The organism is Flindersiella endophytica, assembly GCF_054779015.1.
Map to the genome: position 1 here is coordinate 510303 of NZ_BAAGYY010000013.1, position 18112 is coordinate 528414.

Below are 18112 nucleotides of genomic sequence, written 5' to 3' on the forward strand. Positions count from 1 at the left end.
GCGAAACAACCCAAGCCCCGTGCTCCGACTCAGGGCCGGTTGGCCCAGATGAAGTCGACGTAGCCGTCGGGCACTCGGATGCCTTCCCTGTGCATCCAGTGAACCCGGCTCGCGCCCACGAGGGCGAGAGTCGCGCGATACCCCAGGTCCGCCGCATGCCTGTCGAACCGGCCGTCGAGGCCCGAGAGGTACGCGGTGAGCAGGTCCTGCTGTGCGCTGAGTGCGAGGTAGGCCAGGTCGGAGCCCAGTGGAGCCCGCCCGAGCGTCCCCCAGTCCAGCGCGACGATGCCGCCGGTTTGGTCGAGGCGCAGGTTGCCCAGGTGGAAGTCGCCGTGGGAAAGCACGTGGGGCATGCCGGCCAGACGGTCGAGCAGGGTGGCACGGCTGCTCCACAGCTGTTCAGCTCGTGAGTCGGCGTCGACGGCTGACCAGTCGAGGTTCGAGACCTCGACGCGCTGCGCGAGCTGATGGCCACTCAGCCACGGGACGACCGGCAGAGTGCTGCTGGTGTGCCAAGCAGCCAACTGCCCAGCAGCCTCCTCAGGATCGGGTGAGGCGGGCCCGGCGTCTTCGAGGTAGACGGTGTCGTCGACGATGGCGTGGCAGCGTGGGGCACGCAGGCCCGGGCCGGCGGGCAGCAGGCCGGACTCGTACGCCAGCAGTTCTCGCTTCCAATATGCCCAGTGGGCCGGGTCCTCGGCGCCGTGCTGGTGTGGGCCGCCGCGGAGGGGGTGGAACTCCTTGCGGATCAGCGTCAGCACGGTCGCGGCGTCGAGAGTGAGGGTGAGGTGGGTGATCGCCCGGGTGGCCGCGCCGGTCGAGCCGGACAGGGAGCGCTCGGTGATCCGGGCAGCTGACGACACCGGACCGCCGGGCAGGCTTGCCAGGACCTGGGGTGGCAGACCCACTAGTTGGTGACGCGGTAGGCGTCGAAGACGCCGTCGACACCGCGGACGGCGCGGAGGACGTGGCCGAGGTGTTTCGGGTCGCCCATTTCGAAGGTGAAGCGGCTCTTGGCCACGCGGTCGCGGGTGGTGACGACGGATGCCGACAGGATGTTGACGTGCTGGTCGGACAGCACGCGCGTGATGTCCGACAGCAGCCGTGCCCTGTCGAGCGCCTCGACCTGGATCTGGACCAGGAACAGGCTCTGCGCCGTCGGGGACCAGTGGACCTCGACGATGCGTTCGGGCTGCTCGGCAAGGTGGCCGATGTTGTGGCAGTCACGGCGGTGCACCGACACACCGTCGCCGCGGGTGACGAAGCCGACGATCGGGTCGCCTGGGACCGGGGTGCAGCAGCGGGCGAGCTTGACCCAGACGTCGCCGGCGTCCTTGACCTCGACGCCGGGGGTGCCACGCGGCAGGTCGCGGCGCTTGAGCTCCTGCGCCAGCATCGTGTTGTCGACGCCCTCGTCGTCGACTTCCTCGGCTTCGGTGCCGGTGCCCAGCGACTCCACAAGGCGGCGCAGCACTGACTGGACGGTGATGTTGCCCTCGCCCAGCGCGGCGTACAGCGCTTGTACGTCGGGCAGGTTGAGCTCGGATGCCACGCCGGTGATGGAGTCCTGCGACAGCGCGCGCTGCAACGGCAGACCTTCCTTGCGGACCATCCGGGTCAGGAGGTCCTTGCCGTGCTCGATGGCCTCCTCGCGGCGCTCCTTGGTGAACCACTGCCGGATCTTGTTCTTCGCCTTCGGGCTCTGAACGATCTCCTGCCAGTCGCGGCTCGGCCCGGCGTTCTCGGCCTTGGAGGTGAGCACGTCGACCATGTCGCCGTTCTCGAGCGTGCTCTCCAGCGGCACCAGCCGGCCGTTGACCCGGGCGCCGATACAGCGGTGACCCACATCGGTGTGAATGGCGTAGGCGAAGTCGATCGGCGTCGAGCCGGACGGCAGGTCGAGCACGTCGCCCTTCGGGGTGAAGACGTAGACCTGGTTGGCCGACATCTCGAACTGCAGCGACTCGAGGAACTCCTTGGGGTCCTCGGTCTCCTTCTGCCAGTCGAGCAGCTGCCGCAGCCACGACATGTCGTTGGGCCCGGAGCCGGCGGACCGTTCGGTGTCGCGGCCGACAACGGAGTCTTCCTTGTACTTCCAGTGCGCGGCCACACCGTATTCGGCACGGCGGTGCATGCTCTTGGTGCGGATCTGGATCTCGACCGGCTTGCCTTCCAGCCCGATCACCGTCGTGTGCAACGACTGGTACATGTTGAACTTCGGCATCGCGATGTAGTCCTTGAACCGCCCCGGCACGGGGTTCCAGACACCGTGCAGCACGCCTAACGCGGCATAGCAGTCGCGCACGGAGTCGGTCAGGACGCGGATGCCCACCAGGTCGTAGATGTCGCCGAACTCGCGGCCACGCACGATCATCTTCTGGTAGATGGAGTAGTAGTGCTTGGGCCGGCCGGTCACGGTGGCGCGGATCTTGGAGCCGAGCAGGTTGCGGTCGACCTCGTCGATCACCTTCTGCAGGTATTCGTCCCGCGACGGCGCCCGCTCGGCGACCAGCCGCACGATCTCGTCGTAGAGCTTGGGCTGCAGGGTCGCGAACGCGAGGTCCTCGATCTCCCACTTCAGCGTGTTCATGCCGAGCCGGTGGGCCAGTGAGGCATAGATGTCGAGGGTCTCCTGCGCGATCCGCTCCTGCTTGGCCTGCTTGAGGTAGCGCAGCGTGCGCATGTTGTGGAGCCGGTCGGCGAGCTTGATCACCAGGACCCGGATGTCGCGGGCCATCGCGATGACCATCTTGCGGATGGTCTCGGCCTGGGCGTGCTGGCCGTACTTGACCTTGTCGAGCTTGGTCACGCCGTCGACGAGGTAGGCGATCTCCTCACCGAAGTCGCCGCGCAGCTCCTCCAGGGTGTACGGAGTGTCCTCGACGGTGTCGTGCAGCAACGCGGCACACAGCGTGGGCGGCGTCATGCCGAGCTCGGCGAGGATCGTCGCGACCGCGACCGGGTGGGTGATGAACGGGTCGCCGCTCTTGCGGGTCTGACCCTTGTGCCACTTCTCGGCGGTGCGGTAGGCCTTCTCGATCAGGACGAGGTCGGCCTTGGGGTGGGTGGCCCGGACGATCCGCAGCAGCGGCTCGAGAACGGGGTTGGAGTGGGACGAACGACCCAGGCGGGCCAGCCGCTCGCGCATGCTGCGCGGCGCCCGCCGGCCGTTGCCGACCCGAGGTTTGCTCGGTTTGGTGCCTTTGTCGTCAGCGGGCGACTTGGCCGGCTTCGGCGAGACCACGCCAGTGCCGTTGCCGTTGCTGCTGCTCACACCGTTGTCATGGCGGGCCGGTGCCGGCTCGGCGGCCGGTTCGGGCGACGAAGCCGCAGAGGCCTGGGAGCCGTCAACCTGGGTTGGCGGCAACGGGGCATTGCCCGACGGCCGCTGCTCGGCCGTCTCGACCTGGGCACGCTGGACGACCCCGGCAATAGGAAGCCTGTTGTCCGCCACCACGCACCTCTCGGTCCGGGGGGTTTCCCCGAAGTTCAGACAGCAGTAACGCGAGACTCCAGTCTACGGGCCGCTTGACCGCTTCGCCCGATCTGCGTCTCACGTTGTGCTGCGTCGTCGAAAGATCCCTTGCCCATCCTGCTCTCTGTCGCGCAGTTCGCACTGCTCGGCCACCCTGAGCATCAGGGTATCGGCTTCCACGCCGGTACGCCCAAGGAGTGACGGCGACAGTGGGTAATCAGGGAGCAAAAATGGGCGGTGGGAACGGGTGGGTGTGATCGGGTCCCTGCCGGAACTGGCCTCGGAGCCCTGGTTCAGACGCTGAGCAGGATCTGGAGGTTCCTGCCCGGCAGCCGCTCGCGGCCGGGCAGGAAGGTCAACTCCATCAGCAGGCTGACGCCCGCGACCTCGGCGCCGCACGACTCCACCAGCTCAGCGGTGGCCGCGACCGTGCCGCCGGTGGCCAGCACGTCGTCGATGATCAGCACGCGCTCCCCCGGCTCCAGCGCGTCCTTGTGCATCTCGAGCGTGGCCTCGCCGTACTCCAGGGCGTACGACCGGCTGTAGGTCTCGGCCGGCAGCTTGCCCTGCTTACGGACTGGTACGAAGCCGGCCCGAAGGTCGAGCGCGAGCGGCGCGGCCAGGATGAAGCCGCGCGCCTCGACACCCACCACCTTGGTGATGCCGGCGTCCCGCCACGGCTCGGCCATCACCCGCACGGTGGCCTCGAAGGCCGCCGGGTCGGCCAGCACGGGCGTGATGTCCTTGAACAGGATGCCGGGCTTGGGATAGTCCGGCACGTCGCGTACCAGCGACCGCAGCAGGTCGACGACCTGCTCGCGGTCGAGCGCCTGGCTCACCGGCGTCCCTTCGGCCGGCGCGACGAACGCGACTTGCGCTGCGGCTGGCTGCGGCCACCCGGACCGGGTGCCGAACGCCGGGCGGCGGCTCCCGTGCTCACCTTCGCGTCGGATGGGGCGTCGGATCCTGCGCCGGAGGTGCCGTTGGAGGCCTTCGCGGCCACCGGCTCGGCGAGCTCGTCGTCGCCGGCCACCGCGGCCGCCTTGTTGGCCTCGGAGGTCCGCCGCTGCTCCACCCGCCTGCTCAGCGCCTGCATCGCCGGCTCGCGTTCCTTCAGGCTGCACAGGAACGGAGTCGCGATGAAGATCGAGGAGTAGGTGCCGGCCGCGATACCGATGAACAGCGCAAGCGCCAGGTCCTTCAGCGTGCCCGCGCCCAGCAGGCCGGCACCGACGAACAAGATGCCCGCGACCGGCAGCAGCGCGATCACGGAGGTGTTGATCGAACGGACCAGTGTCTGGTTCAGCGCGAGGTTGGCGGCCTCGCTGTAGGTGCGCCGGCTGGTCGCGGAGATGCCGTTGGTGTTCTCCCGTACCTTGTCGAACACGACCACCGTGTCGTACAGAGAGTAACCGAGAATCGTGAGCACACCGATGATCGTCGCCGGTGTGACCTCGAATCCGACCAGGGCGTAGATACCGACCGTGATCAGCAGGTCGTGCGCGAGCGCGACGAGGCCGGACACCGACATCCGCCATTCCCGGAAGTAGAGCCAGATCACGATCATCACGAGGACGAGGAACACGCCGAGGCCGACCAGCGCCCGCTGGGTGATCTGCCCACCCCAGGTCGGGCCGATGGCGGAGTAGTTGACCTGCGTCTCGTTGATGCCGAGTTGGTCCGCGATCGCCTTGCGTACCTGCGACGTCTCGTCGACGCTCAGCGGCGGCGCCTCGATCCGGACCCGGTCGTTGCCGATCGCCGTGACGATCGGCTCTGCGCTCTCGGTGGTGCCGGTGTTCTCCACCGCCGTTCGGACGTCGGGGATGACGGACTTCCCAGTGCCTACCGACGCGGGTACCGGCGCGGTGAAGTCGACGCCGCCGCGGAACTCGATGGAGAAGTTGAGCCCGCGCACCGCGATCGCGCCGATCGCGATCACGATGATCGCGGCCGAGATGGCGTACCACAGCCGCTTCTTGCCGACGAAGTTGTAGGAGGCCTCGCCGGTGTAGAGCTTGTGGCCGAGTCTGCCGAGCCGGGACATCTCAGGCTCCCTTCGTCGCCGCGGCGGGCCGGCGGGTCCGAGTCGTGGCGGTGGTGGGTGCCAACTGCTTCGCCGTTACACCCAGCCGCTCCGGGTTGAGACCGGACAACCGATGGCCCTGGCCGAAGAACTTGGTTCTGGCCAGCACAGTCATCAACGGCTTGGTGAACAGGAACACGATCACGAGGTCGATCAGCGTGGTCAGGCCGAGCGCGTAGGCGAAGCCGCGGACGTTGCCGACCGACAGGAAGTAGAGCACCACGGCGGCCAGCAGCGAGATCGAGTCGGCCGCGAGGATCGTACGCCTGGCGCGGTTCCACCCGGTCTCGACAGCTGTGCGCAGGCTCTTGCCGTCGCGTACCTCGTCACGTAGCCGTTCGAAATAGACCACGAACGAGTCGGCCGTGATGCCGACCGCGACGATCAGGCCCGCGATGCCGGCGAGCGTCAGCGTGAAGCCCTGCGCCTTGCCGAGCAGCACCGCCGCCTCGTAGGTCATCCCGGCGGCGATTGCCAGCGACAGCACGACCACGATGCCGAGGCCGCGGTAGTAGAAGAAGGAGTACAGCACGACCAGGGCGAGGCCGATCGCGCCGGCCAGCAGGCCGCCGCTCAGCTGGTCACTGCCGAGCGTCGGCGAGACGGTCTCGACCGAGGACGTCTCGAACGACAGCGGCAGCGCGCCGTACTTCAGGACGTTCGCCAGGTCGGTGGCCGACTGCTGGGTGAACTGACCCTCGATCGAGGACCGGCCGTCGGAGATCACCGCCTGCATCACGGGAGCCGAGACGACCTTGCCGTCCAGCACGATCGCGAACTGGTCGATCGGCGTCTTGTCGTGCAGGTTGACCAGCTGAGCGCTGGCTTTGGCGAAGTTCTTGGTGCCCTGGCCCTTCAGCTCCAGGTTGACGATCCACTGCGTCTGGTACTGATCCATACCAGGAGTGGCGCCGCCGATCTGATTGCCGAGCACGATCGCCGGGCCGAGGAGGTACTTCGTACCGCCGGACTCGTCACAAACCATCACCGGCTTGTCGGGGTCGTCCTTGGAGCGGTCGTAGTCCTTGCACTCGAACCCCGCCAGCGCCGCCTGTTGCTCGGCCGTGGCAGGGGTCGTGCTGACCTTGATGTCGCCGGTGGCCGCGCCGGGCTTCTTGCCGGACGTCGTGGGCGTCGGGGAAGGACTGGGCTTGTCGCCGCGAACGGCCGCGCTGCCGGCCTGGCCGGCGTCGTCGGTCGGGGTGGCGGAAGGCTTGGCGGTCTGCTTCGGCGTCTCCGTGGCCCCAGGGGTGGGGGTTCCGGTCGTCGTCGGAGTCGGCGTCACCTGCGGCTGGCCGGCGGCGGCTTGCGCGAGCACCTGCCGGAACCGCATCTCGGCCGTCGTGCCGACCCGCTTGACGATCTCGTCCTGGTTGACGCCCGGGACCGCGACCACGATGTGGTTGCTGCCCTGAGTCGTCACCTCGGCCTCGGCGATGTCACCCACACGGTTGCGGATGATGTTGACCGCCTCGTCGAGCTGCTCCGTGGTCACCTGACCCTGCCCGGCCGCCGGCCGGGCGGTCAGCGTGATCGAGGTGCCCCCGGACAGGTCCAGCCCGAGCTTCGGTTTCCAGCTCTGCAGCAACGCCATCGTGCCCGCGCCGATCGCGAGCGCGAGCACCAGGACGGCGAGTGCCAGCCCTGGGCGCGACCGCTTGGGCGAACTCATGCTTCTCGCCACGTGTACTCAGCTCCCTCTAAGCCCGCGGTACGCGATCAGCGGTCGGTCTTGTCTGCCTTGTCGGCTGTGTCAGCCTGGTCGGGACTGTCGGCCGTCGGGTCGGTGACCTCGTCGACCGAACCGTCGGTCGTCGTCGCCTCGGACTCGTCGGCACTCTGGTCGACCGGGGTGACGACCTGCACGATCGCACGCCGGGTGTAGCGCTGGGTCACGCCAGGCGACGTCTCGAGCACAACGACGTCCTCATCGACGGACTCGATGGTCCCGTAGAGGCCGGCCGCGGTCATGACCTCCTGGCCCGGCTGCAGGTCGTTCTGCATCCGGGCAGCTTCCTGCTGCCGCTTGCGCTGCGGCCGGATCATCACGAACCAGAAGAACACGAGGAGGAGAATGGGCAGGGCGAGCGTCAGCGGGTTGAACCCCGCCTGCCCCCCTTGAGCGGCGGCTTGCAGCAACATCGTCGGGTCGATTCCTTCCCCGGCGGGGACGCCTGCGCGCTGGTCCCGCCATCATGATTTTGGGCCCCGGCCCCATTGTCGACCGCGACCGGTCGGATCGCGTGTGATCACGTGATCACGTGGCCACCGGCGGAGTCTAGCCGTGCGTGCCCGGCCGCGCACCACACGGCCTCGGTGTGGCCCGTCTGTGACCAAGGTTTGGTCAGGGCACGCATCGGAACCGGGGAACCGGCTCCCACCACGCTACCCGGCGAATCGCCAGGTGCCGGCGCCTAATCCTGAGGATTGTCGAACAATGTGGGATCGCCGAACACCGAGCCGGGCATGCCGGCCGGCACGGCCAGCCCGAGCTGGTTCCAGGCAGCAGGAGTGGCAACCCGGCCGCGGGGCGTGCGGACGAGGTAGCCGGAACGCACCAGGAACGGCTCGGCGACCTCCTCGACCGTCTCGCGCTCCTCGCCGACCGCGACCGCGAGGGTCGCGAGGCCGACTGGTCCCCCACCGAACCGGCGGCAGAGCGCGTCGAGCACCGCCCGGTCGAGGCGGTCCAGGCCCTGCTCGTCGACTTCGTAGAGAGTGAGCGCGGCCTGCGCGACGTCGGTGCGTACGGTGCCGTCGCCGCGGACCTGGGCGTAGTCGCGGACCCGCCGGAGCAGTCGGTTGGCGATCCGGGCGGTGCCACGCGAACGGGAGGCGACCTCGCGGGCGCCACCGTCGGTGACCGGAACGTCGAGCAGCCGGGCCGAGCGGCGGACGATCTGCTCCAGGTCGTCGACCTCGTAGTAGCCCAGGTGCGCGGTGAACCCGAACCGGTCGCGCAACGGTCCCGGCAGCAGGCCGGAACGCGTGGTCGCGCCGACGAGCGTGAACGGCGGCAGCTCCAGCGGGATCGCGGTCGCTCCCGGCCCTTTGCCGACGATCACGTCGACCCGGAAGTCCTCCATCGCCATGTAGAGCATCTCCTCGGCGGGCCGGCTCATCCGGTGGATCTCGTCGAGGAACAACACCTCGCCCTCGGTGAGCGAGGACAGGATCGCGGCCAGGTCGCCGGCGTGCTGGATCGCGGGACCGCTGGTGATGCGTAACGGCGCGGCCAGCTCGTTGGCGATGATCATGGCGAGCGTGGTCTTGCCGAGTCCGGGAGGACCGGACAGCAGAACGTGGTCGGGCGCCTTGCCGCGGCTGCGGGCCGCCTCGAGCACGAGGCTGAGCTGCTCGCGTACGCGGTGCTGGCCGATCAGCTCGGCCAGCGTGCGCGGGCGTAACGCGCTTTCGACGGCACGCTCGTCGCCGCTGGCCTCGGCTTCGACCAGTGCCCGGCCGATCGCAGTGTCGTCGGTCATGAGCTCCCTAGCTTACGAAGGCCTACGAGCGCGAGAGCGACTGCAACGCCGCGCGCAGCAGTGCGGGTACGTCGGTCACGCCCTGCTCCGCCTGCTGTTCCTCGGCGAGGTCGGCCACCTTGTCGAGCGCGCCGTCGGCCTCCTTCGCCGACCAGCCGAGACCGAGCAGCGCCGGCCGGACCTGCTCGCGCCACGGCGCCGAGGTGGCCGCGGAACCGTTGCTGAGCACCGCACTCGCCGGCGGGCCGAGCCGGTCCTTCAGCTCCAGCACGATGCGCTGGGCGCCCTTCTTGCCGATGCCGGGCACCTTGGTCAGCGCCACCAGGTCGTCGGCGGCGACCGCGCGGCGCAGCTCGTCGGGCCGGTGCACGGCGAGCATCGCCTGAGCCAGCCGCGGGCCGACGCCGCTGGCGGTCTGCAGCAACTGGAAGACCATGCGCTCGTCGTCGTCGGCGAAGCCGTAGAGCGTCAGCGACTCCTCGCGTACGACCAAGCTCGTCGGCAGCGTCGCGGCCGTGCCGACGCGCAGATCGGCAAGCGTGCCGGGCGTCGCCAGCACCTCGATGCCGATCCCGCCGACATCGACGACGGCCGAGTCGAGCCCGACCGCGGTGACCTTGCCACGTACGAAAGCGATCACGCGACCTACTCTCCTATCGACGTCGATCCGCGCTTTGCCCCGGGGATCCGGGAGTCGCCACCCGGTGTAGATGAGCCGAGCAGCGGTGGCTCGGCCCGCGCGGCGGAGCCGCCGGATCGAGTACCGCGGCGAGCAGACTCCTGCCTCCTCGGCTGTGCGGCCAGCGCCGCGGCGATCCGTCCGTTGGCCGGGCCGCGCCACAGCTGGCAGATCGCCAGCGCCAGCGCGTCGGCCGCGTCGGCGGGGCTCGGCCTGGCCGGCAGCGCCAGGATGCGGGTCACCATCGCGGTCACCTGTGCCTTGTCGGCCCGGCCGTTGCCGGTGACCGCCGCCTTGGCCTCGCTCGGCGTGTGCAGGTGGACGGGGATGCTCCGGCGCGCGGCCGCCGCGATGATCACGCCGCTGACCTGCGCGGTGCCCATCACCGTGCGGACGTTGTGCTGGCTGAACACGCGCTCGATCGCCACACAGTCGGGCTTGTGCTCGTCGAGCCAGGAATCGACCGCGCGCTCGACGGCGAGCAGTCGCTGCCCGAGCTCCCAGTCGGGACTGGTGCGCACGACGTCGACCTCGACCAGCGCGAGCCGGCGCGCCGGGCCGCCGTCGACCAGGCCGAGCCCGCACCGGGTCAGCCCAGGGTCGACTCCCAGCACCCGCACAGCCGCCTCCTACCGATTTACGAACGTTTGTTCGGAACGCTATCGGCTCAGCCGGCCGATTCGGCGGTACGACACGCGAGTGGGCGACAGAGCTAGCGATCCCAGTGGTTCAGGATCTGGTCGAGGGGTTCCGGCAGGTTGGGCAGCATGTCCTCGCTGAGCGGCCACCAGTAGATGGCGCCCTCGCTGTTGAACGCGGTCAGCGCCAACATCGCCAGCACGACCGACACGAACACGCCGACGACCAGCATCGTCGTGTTGGGCATCGCCCAGCGGATGATCCGCCGGCTGCCGTCGCGCACACTCCCGCCATCGATGCCCCACCAGGCGAGCACGGCCGTGCACAGCATGGCGAGTGCGAGATAGGCGTCGAGGCGACGCGGCAGCACCCCGGCGTAGGCGAGCAGCGCCGCCAGCCCGACCAGGCACACCGCACCGATCAGCATGACCGGCGCGGTCAGCGCCGTCAGCAGGCCGCCCCGGAGCGCGTGCCAGGGCAGCGTCGTCACCGCGACCAGCGAGTCGCTCTTGGTCCGGCCGCCGCGACGGTCACGCCTGGCTTCGACGTGCCGCCCGGCCCGATCGACGGTGCGGGCGAGCACCAGCCAGCCGAGCATCGCGGCGAGCGCCACGATCGGCACGACGCCGCCGAACCCACCAAGCGCGACGAACAACGCGCCGACCGAGATCGCGTGCCACATCGTCCAGCGCGGCTTGGTGTCGGGCGGTGGCTCGACAGGCGGAGCCTCGGCGGTGTCGTCGAGCGGCATGGCAGCCGTCGCCGGCCCGGGCTGCTGGTGCCCGTGGCCGTCGTAGGGCGCGCCGTTGTATGGAAGCTGCTGGTGGTAGGGCGGCTGGTTGAACGGCTGCTCGTAGGGCGGCTGCGGATAGGCCTGCGGCTGCTCCTGTGGCAGCGGCGGGGCGTAGGCCACCGCCTGCGGATAGCCGACCGGCGCCTCGAGGCCAGGCGAGTCGTAGGCCGAAGGCTCCTGCCGGGTCGGTGACGAGTCGCTCGGTGGCACCGCACCGGCCGGGGTGCCGAGGTTGATCGCCGGAGGCGGCGGCACCTTGCCGAGCTCCAGCCAGTCGAGCAGTTCCTTGGCGTTCGGCCGCACCGCCGGGTCCTTGGAGAGGCAGCGCTCGATCACCGGGCGCAGCCAGGGCGGGCAGTCGTCGAGCCGGGGCTCGTCGTGGAGAACGCGGTAGGCGACCGCTTCCAGCGGCCCGGAGCCGAACGGCGAGTGGCCGGTCGCCGCGAACGCGACGGTGGCCGCCCACGCGTGGATGTCTGCCGCCGCGCTCACGTCTCCCCCACTGAGCACCTCCGGAGAGACGTATCCCGGTGTGCCGTAGACCATGCCGGTGCGGGTCCAGCGGGTCTCGTCGACGAACTGCGCGATGCCGAAGTCGATGACGACCGCGATGCCGTCCTGGATCAGCACGTTGCCGGGCTTGAGGTCGCGGTGCACGATGCCGGCGCCGTGGATGGAGTTGAGCGCGTCGGCGAGGTCGCCGGCCAGGTCGGCCAGGTCGCCGCCGCGCAACGGGCCACCGTGCGTGATGACGTCGTAGAGTGCCGGCCCGTTGACGTAGCGCGTGACGACGTACGGCGTCTCGGCCAGCACGTCGGCGTCGAGTACCTCGGCGATGTGGTTGCCGCGTACGCGCGACAGCACGCGCGCCTCCCGCGCGAACCGCCGGCGGATCTCCGGGTCGGCCGCGATGTGCGGCTTCATCAGCTTGATCGCGACGGTCCGGCCATGCGGGTCGTCGGCCTTGTAGACCACGCCCATGCCGCCCTCGCCCACGCGTTCACGCAGCACGTAGCCGTCGAGCCGCAACAGCTCGACGGTCGCGCTGGCGACGTCCTGAGCCTCCCCGTGCATGGACCTACCGTAGCCCTCCACGCGGTGGGAGCTAGCCCACCTTTTCCAGGATCTCGTCGGAGACATCGAAGTTGGCGTAGACGTTCTGCACGTCGTCGCTGTCTTCGAGCGCCTCGATCAGCCGGAAGACCTTACGGGCGTTGTCCTCGTCGAGCGGCACGGTCATGCTCGGCACGAAGCTCGACTCCGCCGAGTCGTAGTCGATGCCGGCGTCCTGCAGGGCGGAGCGGACGGCCACCAGGTCGGTCGGCTCGCAGACGACCTCGAACGACTCACCGAGGTTGTTGACCTCCTCGGCGCCCGCGTCGAGCACCGCGCCGAGTACGTCGTCCTCGCCGAGCGGCTTGCCCTCCTGCTCCAGCGGAACGACCACGACGCCCTTGCGCGTGAACATGTAGGACACGCTGCCGGCGTCGGCCATGTTGCCGCCGTTGCGGGTCATCGCCGTGCGCACCTCGCCGGCGGCGCGGTTGCGGTTGTCGGTGAGGCACTCGACCAGAACCGCCACGCCACCCGCGGCATAACCTTCGTACATCTGAGTCTGGTAGTCGGCGCCGCCTGCTTCGAGGCCCGCACCACGCTTGACGGCACGGTCGATGTTGTCGTTGGGCACCGAGCTCTTCTTCGCCTTCTGGATGGCGTCGAACAGCGTGGGGTTGCCGGCGGGGTCAGCTCCGCCGACGCGGGCCGCGACCTCGACGTTCTTGATCAGCTTGGCGAAGAGCTTTCCCCGCTTGGCGTCGATCACGGCCTTCTTGTGCTTTGTGGTCGCCCACTTGGAGTGGCCGGACATGACGGACTAGACCTCCTTGGCAAGCTGAACGAAGTACTCGTGCACTCTTGCGTCGCCGGTCAGCTCCGGGTGGAATGCCGTCGCGAGCAGATGACCCTGGCGAACGGCGACCACCCTACCGTGAGCTGGGCCGGAGCTCACTGGGCCACTGATGTGAGCGAGTGCTTGCGCATTGGCACCAACCGACTCGACCCAGGGCGCACGGATGAAGACCGCGTGGAACGCGGGGTCGTCGGCGGCTCCCGCGAGGGCCGGGAAGTCGAGGTCGGCCTCGAACGAGTCGACCTGACGGCCGAACGCGTTGCGCCGCACCGTGACGTCGATGCCGCCGATCGTCTGCTGGCCCGCGATGCCGTCCTCGATCCGGTCGGCCAGCATGATCATGCCCGCGCAGGTGCCGAACGCCGGCATGCCGTCGCCGATCCGCTTGCGCAGCGGCTCGAGCAGCTCGAACGCCTCGGCCAGCTTGATCATCGTGGTCGACTCGCCGCCGGGGATGACGAGGCCGTCGACGGCGAACAGCTCCTCGAGCCGGCGTACGGGGATCGCACGTGCGCCAGAGGCCTCGAGCATGCGCAGGTGCTCGCGGACGTCACCCTGCAGGGCGAGGACACCGATGGTCAGGTTGGAAGGGTTGGAAGGCACCCTCCCAGCGTACGGATCCGAGCCATTTGCTCACGAACGCATGGCTTTGTGTAACCACCCCGCCCTCGCAGCAGTCTGGTTGCCAACGGGTTGTTCACATTCGCACAGACCTGCAGGGGCACTCCATGTACACATCCGGCCCACGAAGGGGGCGCCGCCGGCTCGGGTTGCTGGCCGCCGGCCTCGCCGTGGCGGCGCTCACGCTGACGCTTCTTCAGGCGCCAGCCAACGCGCTGATCCTCCCACGGACCTATGTCTCGTTCACCTTCGACGACGGTCTCGCCGACAACATGACGGCGATCCCGATGTTCGATCGGTACAACATGGACGCGACGTTCTATATCAACTCGGCACTGATCGGGCAGTCCGGCTACATGACCCGCGCCAACCTCGACACCCTGAAGAGCAAGGGTCACGAGATCGGCGGGCACACGGTCACCCACCAGAGCCTGATCACGCTGTCGCCTGCCGAAGCCAATCGGCAGGTCTGTACCGACCGCAACACCTTGACTTCGTGGGGCTACCGCGTCACGTCGTTCGCCTATCCGTTCGCCGACGTCAACGACACGGCCAAGTCGATCGTCCAGCAGTGCGGCTACAACACCGGCCGCGCGGTCGGCGACATCTGGTCGCCGGAGACCTGCACGGACTGCCCGAACGCCGAGTCGGTCCACCCGCTCGACCCGTACGCGCTGCGGACGCCCGACGACATCGACACCACCTGGTCGCTGGCCGAGCTGAAGCAGTCGGTACAGCGCGCCGAGCGCAACGGCGGCTGGCTGGTCTACAACCTGCACCACGTCTGTGACGGCTGCAACCCACTCGCGATCAGCCCGACCGTGCTGAACCAGTTCCTCTCCTGGTTGTCCTCGCGGTGGCTGATCCAGGGCACGTACGTGCGTACGGTCGACCAGGTCGTGGGCGGAACTGTCAAGCCGACCGTGACACCGGCCGCGCCGCCCGCGCCCCAGGGACCGGGTGTGAACGTCGCACGCAACCCCAGCCTCGAGACACCCGGCGACGGCTCGGGCAACCCCGAATGCTGGAGCCCGAGCGGCTACGGCACCAACACGCCGTCGTTCGCCCGGGTGCCCGACGCGCACACGTCCAGCTGGGCGGAGCGGGTCACGATCAGCAGCCTGACCGACGGCGATGCGAAGCTCGTTCCGAGGTTCGACCTGGGTGAGTGCTCACCGCTGGTCCAGACGGGCCATTCGTACACCGTGAAGGTTTGGTACAAGTCGAGTGCCGAGGTCTTCTTCACGATGTACCAGCGCAACGCGATCGGGCAGTGGGCGTACTGGACACAGAGCCCGCGGCTGCCGGCCGCGGCCGACTGGACCGAGGCGACCTGGACCACGCCGGCCGTGCCGAGCGGCATGGTGGCGACCAGCTTCGGGCTGACACTCGACAGCGTCGGGACGCTCACGACCGACGACTACTCGTTCGCCGACGCCGGCTGACGAGCTCTCCAGGGGGTACGCGAACGCGCCGGTCACACGGGTCCGTGGCCGGCGCGTTCGCCTTCTTTACATACGGCCTTGCGGTTACCAGCCGCGGGTGGCCAGCCGCTGGTCGTCGTTGAGGTCGGTGAGGTTGATGCCGACCATCGCCTCGCCGAGCCCGCGCGAGACCTTGGCGATCACGTCGGGGTCGTCGTGGAACGTCGTCGCCTTGACGATCGCGGCGGCCCGCCGGGCGGGGTCGCCGGACTTGAAGATGCCGGAGCCGACGAAAACGCCCTCGGCGCCGAGCTGCATCATCATCGCCGCGTCGGCGGGCGTGGCGATGCCGCCGGCGGTGAACAGCACCACGGGCAGCTTGCCGGCGGCGGCGACCTCTGCCACCAGGTCGTACGGCGCGCGCAGCTCCTTGGCGGCGGCGTACAGCTCTTCCGGGGCGAGTGTGGTCAGACGGCCGATCTCCGTACGGATCGACCGCATGTGACGGGTCGCCTCGACGACGTTGCCCGTGCCGGCCTCGCCCTTGGAACGGATCATCGCCGCGCCCTCGGAGATCCGGCGCAGCGCCTCACCGAGGTTGGTCGCGCCGCAGACGAACGGAACGTCGAACGCGAACTTGTCGATGTGGTGCGCCTCGTCGGCGGGCGTGAGCACCTCGGACTCGTCGACGTAGTCGACGCCGATCGCCTGCAGGACCCGGGCCTCGACGAAGTGGCCGATCCGGGCCTTGGCCATCACCGGGATCGATACCGCCTGGATGATCCCGTCGACCATGTCGGGGTCGCTCATCCGGGCCACGCCGCCCTGCGCGCGGATGTCGGCGGGTACGCGCTCCAGTGCCATCACCGCGACCGCACCGGCGTCCTCGGCGATCTTCGCCTGCTCGGGGGTCACGACGTCCATGATCACGCCGCCTTTGAGCATCTCCGCCATGCCGCGCTTGACCCGCGCGGTGCCGGTGGCGGGGCCGTTGGGAGAAACCGCCTGGTTGCTGCTGGCAGCGGAAGTGTCGGTCTGATCAGTCACGTCAACCATCGTAAGCGCAGGCCAGATGGCGGCAACTGGCTGTTACGGGCGCCTATCGTGGTGCTCATGAGCCGCCGGCCACGCAAGCATCACCTCGTTCCGTACGCCCTGGCCGAGTGCCCGGCCGTGCCGGACCAGGGCATGGTCGAAGCCTGGATCAGCCGGCGCGGGCGGCCCGTGCTCTGCTGCGACGTCTGCCACACCACGTGGTACGACCCGCGCGACCTCGACCCCCTTTCGGAGCTCGTCGTCGGGCCTGACGGCAAGTGGAGGGATGGCGACCAGGAGGACGAGCTCGACCGGCCGGCCCGCCGCGAGGAGCTGGAGGCACTCGGCTGGTGGCCGCTCGTCCATCCGCTGTCGCTGCGGGCGCATGGTGAGGAGCCGGGCCGGCAACCTCCGCTCGCGCCGGGTACGTGGAGCCCGCCGCATCCCGCGGCGTACTGGCTCTCCGAGTGCCCGGCCGGCGACGACGGGCGGCTGGTCACCTGGACGACTTGGGCCGGGCGAACCGTGCTGTTCTGCGACCTGTGCTTCCGCACCTGGGACGACCCACACGGGCGGGAGCCGGCCGGACGTCTGCCGGAGTCCGGAAGCTGGCCGGACGGCGACCGGCTGCGCCGGCCCGCGACGCGCGAGCAGCTCGCGGAGATCGGCTGGTGGGAGCTGGTGTCTCCGCAGTCCCTGCAGGCGCGGGGTGAGCAGGCGTAGAAGCGGCGGGACGCGCTCAGCGATCGCGCTTGGCGGCCGCGGCCTCGGCCGACTTCTTGACCTCGGTCCACTTGCTGGGCGGCACGGAAGCCTTGATCACGAGGTAGGTCAGCCACATCAGCACGAGGAAGAGCGGCCAGCCCATCGCGACCCGGGCGATGCCGAGCGCGTCGACCTGACCGGCGAGGTAGAGCGGCAGCTGGACGGCGATCCGCAGCGCGAACACACCGACCCACAACCAGCCCGCACGTACGAACGCGCGGACCAGCACGGGATCCTGCCGCCAGGTCAGACCCCAGCCCGCGCCGAGGCCCACCACGAGACCGATCGGCGGCCAGCGCAGCAGGTTGGCGACGAGGTAGACCAGGGCGTACCCGGCGTTGATGAACAGTCCGGGAAGATAGAAGTTCTTCGCGTCGCCGGTCTTGTGGGCGATCCACGCTGCCAGCGCGAGGGCGAGGAAGCCGCCGATCACGTTCTGCAGCGGGTCGCGGCGAACCAGCCGGGCCGCGGTGAGCAGCACGCCGACCCCGATCGAGATGATCAGGGCGAGGCGGAGGTCGCGACCGGACACGGGATAGCTGATCAGGAACGCGATCGTCGGCAGGCCGGCGTCGAGCAGGCCACCCCAGCCACCGAACGCCTTGATCAGCGAGAACGCCTCACCGGAGCCGGAGGTGGGCTGCCCCGGCTCGGCGGGCTGATCAGGGCCCGGCGGTGGCTGCGTCGCCTCGGTTGTCTCGGTCGCTTCAGTCGCCTCGGTCGCCTCAGGACGAGCGGCGGGCGTCCACCCACCCTGGGCCGGCGGCTGCTGACTCATGAGGCCCCCATCGGACAGAGCTCGTAGCTCGGGTTGTACATGATGCGCCGGTTGTCGTGGATCGCGATCCGGCCGGAGACCATGATGTCGCGCCCGGGTTCGACGCCGACGATCCGGCGCCGGCCGAGCCAGACCAGGGTGACCGTGCCGGAACCGTCGTACAGCTCGGCCTCGAGCGTCGGCGTGCCGGCCCTGGGCGACAGCGTGACGGTACGCAGCGTGCCGCGCAGCTTCACCCGCTGCCTGTCCGCACAGCGGCCGACGGGGTTGTATCCGGACTTCTGGACGGTCTCCTGCAGCTCGGCCGCCACCTGCTCCTCGTGGCTGCTGGCGAACCGGGACAGTGCCCGCCGCCACAGCCCGGGCTTGCCGGCCTTGTCGGCCGGGTCAGCGTTGCCGGCCTTGTCGCTCGTCTGCGCCATC

At 69.4% G+C, this 18112-nt stretch carries 17 protein-coding genes; 2 read left to right on the top strand and 15 right to left on the bottom strand.

The genetic code is table 11. From position 1 onward, the window contains the following. Nucleotides 1–29: 29 nt before the first annotated feature. The 12 genes from ACYVF6_RS14685 to pdxT form a co-directional block, all read right to left on the bottom strand. Entirely contained in the window at nucleotides 30–908 is an 879-nt protein-coding gene (locus ACYVF6_RS14685) for an aminoglycoside phosphotransferase family protein (protein ID WP_460521320.1), read from the bottom strand. Continuing rightward, nucleotides 908–3148 carry a RelA/SpoT family protein gene (locus tag ACYVF6_RS14690; protein ID WP_460521642.1) on the bottom strand — a complete coding sequence of 747 codons (2241 nt, stop codon included), beginning with the start codon at nucleotides 3146–3148 and terminating at the stop codon, nucleotides 908–910. Before ACYVF6_RS14690 ends, ACYVF6_RS14685 begins: the two co-directional genes overlap by 1 nt. A gap of 620 nt (nucleotides 3149–3768) precedes the next feature. Then, the gene (locus tag ACYVF6_RS14695; protein WP_460521323.1) at nucleotides 3769–4314 is read right to left on the bottom strand and encodes a purine phosphoribosyltransferase family protein; all 546 of its coding nucleotides are present in this window, start codon (nucleotides 4312–4314) and stop codon (nucleotides 3769–3771) included. Further along, the gene (gene secF, locus ACYVF6_RS14700) at nucleotides 4311–5522 is read right to left on the bottom strand and encodes a protein translocase subunit SecF (RefSeq protein WP_460521325.1); all 1212 of its coding nucleotides are present in this window, start codon (nucleotides 5520–5522) and stop codon (nucleotides 4311–4313) included. Before secF ends, ACYVF6_RS14695 begins: the two co-directional genes overlap by 4 nt. 1 nt (nucleotide 5523) lies before the next feature. Continuing rightward, entirely contained in the window at nucleotides 5524–7233 is a 1710-nt protein-coding gene (gene secD / locus ACYVF6_RS14705) for a protein translocase subunit SecD (RefSeq protein WP_460521328.1), read from the bottom strand. Nucleotides 7234–7280: 47 nt separating this feature from the next. Then, nucleotides 7281–7703: a preprotein translocase subunit YajC gene (gene yajC, locus ACYVF6_RS14710; protein ID WP_460521330.1), complete on the bottom strand. Its 423-nt coding sequence runs from the start codon at nucleotides 7701–7703 to the stop codon at nucleotides 7281–7283. 272 nt (nucleotides 7704–7975) lie between these two features. Beyond that, nucleotides 7976–9046, bottom strand: a complete 1071-nt coding sequence (gene ruvB, locus ACYVF6_RS14715; RefSeq protein ID WP_460521332.1) for a Holliday junction branch migration DNA helicase RuvB — start codon at nucleotides 9044–9046, stop codon at nucleotides 7976–7978. Nucleotides 9047–9068: 22 nt separating this feature from the next. After that, complete coding sequence (gene ruvA, locus ACYVF6_RS14720; protein ID WP_460521334.1) at nucleotides 9069–9686, bottom strand: Holliday junction branch migration protein RuvA; 618 nt, start codon at nucleotides 9684–9686, stop codon at nucleotides 9069–9071. Between the two features lie 5 nt (nucleotides 9687–9691). Further along, nucleotides 9692–10345 (bottom strand): crossover junction endodeoxyribonuclease RuvC, encoded by a 654-nt coding sequence (gene ruvC, locus ACYVF6_RS14725; protein WP_460521336.1) that lies wholly within the window; start codon nucleotides 10343–10345, stop codon nucleotides 9692–9694. A 92-nt stretch (nucleotides 10346–10437) separates the two neighbouring features. Next, a complete protein-coding gene (locus ACYVF6_RS14730) occupies nucleotides 10438–12231 on the bottom strand; it encodes a serine/threonine-protein kinase (protein ID WP_460521338.1) in 1794 nt (597 codons plus the stop codon). 31 nt (nucleotides 12232–12262) lie between these two features. After that, the gene (locus tag ACYVF6_RS14735; RefSeq protein ID WP_460521340.1) at nucleotides 12263–13024 is read right to left on the bottom strand and encodes a YebC/PmpR family DNA-binding transcriptional regulator; all 762 of its coding nucleotides are present in this window, start codon (nucleotides 13022–13024) and stop codon (nucleotides 12263–12265) included. 6 nt (nucleotides 13025–13030) lie between these two features. Further along, on the bottom strand, nucleotides 13031–13669 hold the full coding sequence (gene pdxT, locus ACYVF6_RS14740; protein ID WP_460521342.1) for a pyridoxal 5'-phosphate synthase glutaminase subunit PdxT: 639 nt from the start codon (nucleotides 13667–13669) through the stop codon (nucleotides 13031–13033). A 125-nt stretch (nucleotides 13670–13794) separates the two neighbouring features. Between pdxT and ACYVF6_RS14745 the strand changes: the two genes are divergently transcribed. Continuing rightward, nucleotides 13795–15132: a polysaccharide deacetylase family protein gene (locus tag ACYVF6_RS14745; protein ID WP_460521344.1), complete on the top strand. Its 1338-nt coding sequence runs from the start codon at nucleotides 13795–13797 to the stop codon at nucleotides 15130–15132. Nucleotides 15133–15216: 84 nt separating this feature from the next. On the opposite strand, the gene pdxS is transcribed toward ACYVF6_RS14745, so the two are convergent. After that, a complete protein-coding gene (gene pdxS / locus ACYVF6_RS14750) occupies nucleotides 15217–16158 on the bottom strand; it encodes a pyridoxal 5'-phosphate synthase subunit PdxS (RefSeq protein ID WP_460521346.1) in 942 nt (313 codons plus the stop codon). 66 nt (nucleotides 16159–16224) lie between these two features. On the opposite strand from pdxS, the gene ACYVF6_RS14755 reads away from it, so the two are divergent. Continuing rightward, nucleotides 16225–16869, top strand: a complete 645-nt coding sequence (locus tag ACYVF6_RS14755) for a hypothetical protein (RefSeq protein ID WP_460521348.1) — start codon at nucleotides 16225–16227, stop codon at nucleotides 16867–16869. A gap of 16 nt (nucleotides 16870–16885) precedes the next feature. Here ACYVF6_RS14755 and ACYVF6_RS14760 read toward each other — a convergent pair whose 3' ends face one another. Further along, a complete protein-coding gene (locus tag ACYVF6_RS14760; RefSeq protein ID WP_460521350.1) occupies nucleotides 16886–17689 on the bottom strand; it encodes a DUF3159 domain-containing protein in 804 nt (267 codons plus the stop codon). Next, entirely contained in the window at nucleotides 17686–18111 is a 426-nt protein-coding gene (locus ACYVF6_RS14765; protein WP_460521352.1) for an OB-fold nucleic acid binding domain-containing protein, read from the bottom strand. The genes ACYVF6_RS14760 and ACYVF6_RS14765 overlap by 4 nt, the downstream gene beginning before the upstream one ends. Between the last annotated feature and the right edge of the window lies 1 nt (nucleotide 18112).

Bases quoted from the DNA above. Each gene is read 5' to 3' on its own strand.
- ACYVF6_RS14730 (WP_460521338.1), bottom strand. From the start codon at position 12,231: ATGCACGGGGAGGCTCAGGACGTCGCCAGCGCGACCGTCGAGCTGTTG.
- ACYVF6_RS14755 (WP_460521348.1), top strand. From the start codon at position 16,225: ATGAGCCGCCGGCCACGCAAGCATCACCTCGTTCCGTACGCCCTGGCC.
- secF (WP_460521325.1), bottom strand. From the start codon at position 5,522: ATGTCCCGGCTCGGCAGACTCGGCCACAAGCTCTACACCGGCGAGGCC.
- ACYVF6_RS14735 (WP_460521340.1), bottom strand. From the start codon at position 13,024: ATGTCCGGCCACTCCAAGTGGGCGACCACAAAGCACAAGAAGGCCGTG.
- yajC (WP_460521330.1), bottom strand. From the start codon at position 7,703: ATGTTGCTGCAAGCCGCCGCTCAAGGGGGGCAGGCGGGGTTCAACCCG.
- secD (WP_460521328.1), bottom strand. From the start codon at position 7,233: ATGAGTTCGCCCAAGCGGTCGCGCCCAGGGCTGGCACTCGCCGTCCTG.
- ACYVF6_RS14745 (WP_460521344.1), top strand. From the start codon at position 13,795: ATGTACACATCCGGCCCACGAAGGGGGCGCCGCCGGCTCGGGTTGCTG.
- ACYVF6_RS14765 (WP_460521352.1), bottom strand. From the start codon at position 18,111: ATGGCGCAGACGAGCGACAAGGCCGGCAACGCTGACCCGGCCGACAAG.
- ruvB (WP_460521332.1), bottom strand. From the start codon at position 9,046: ATGACCGACGACACTGCGATCGGCCGGGCACTGGTCGAAGCCGAGGCC.
- ACYVF6_RS14760 (WP_460521350.1), bottom strand. From the start codon at position 17,689: ATGAGTCAGCAGCCGCCGGCCCAGGGTGGGTGGACGCCCGCCGCTCGT.
- ACYVF6_RS14690 (WP_460521642.1), bottom strand. From the start codon at position 3,148: ATGCGCGAGCGGCTGGCCCGCCTGGGTCGTTCGTCCCACTCCAACCCC.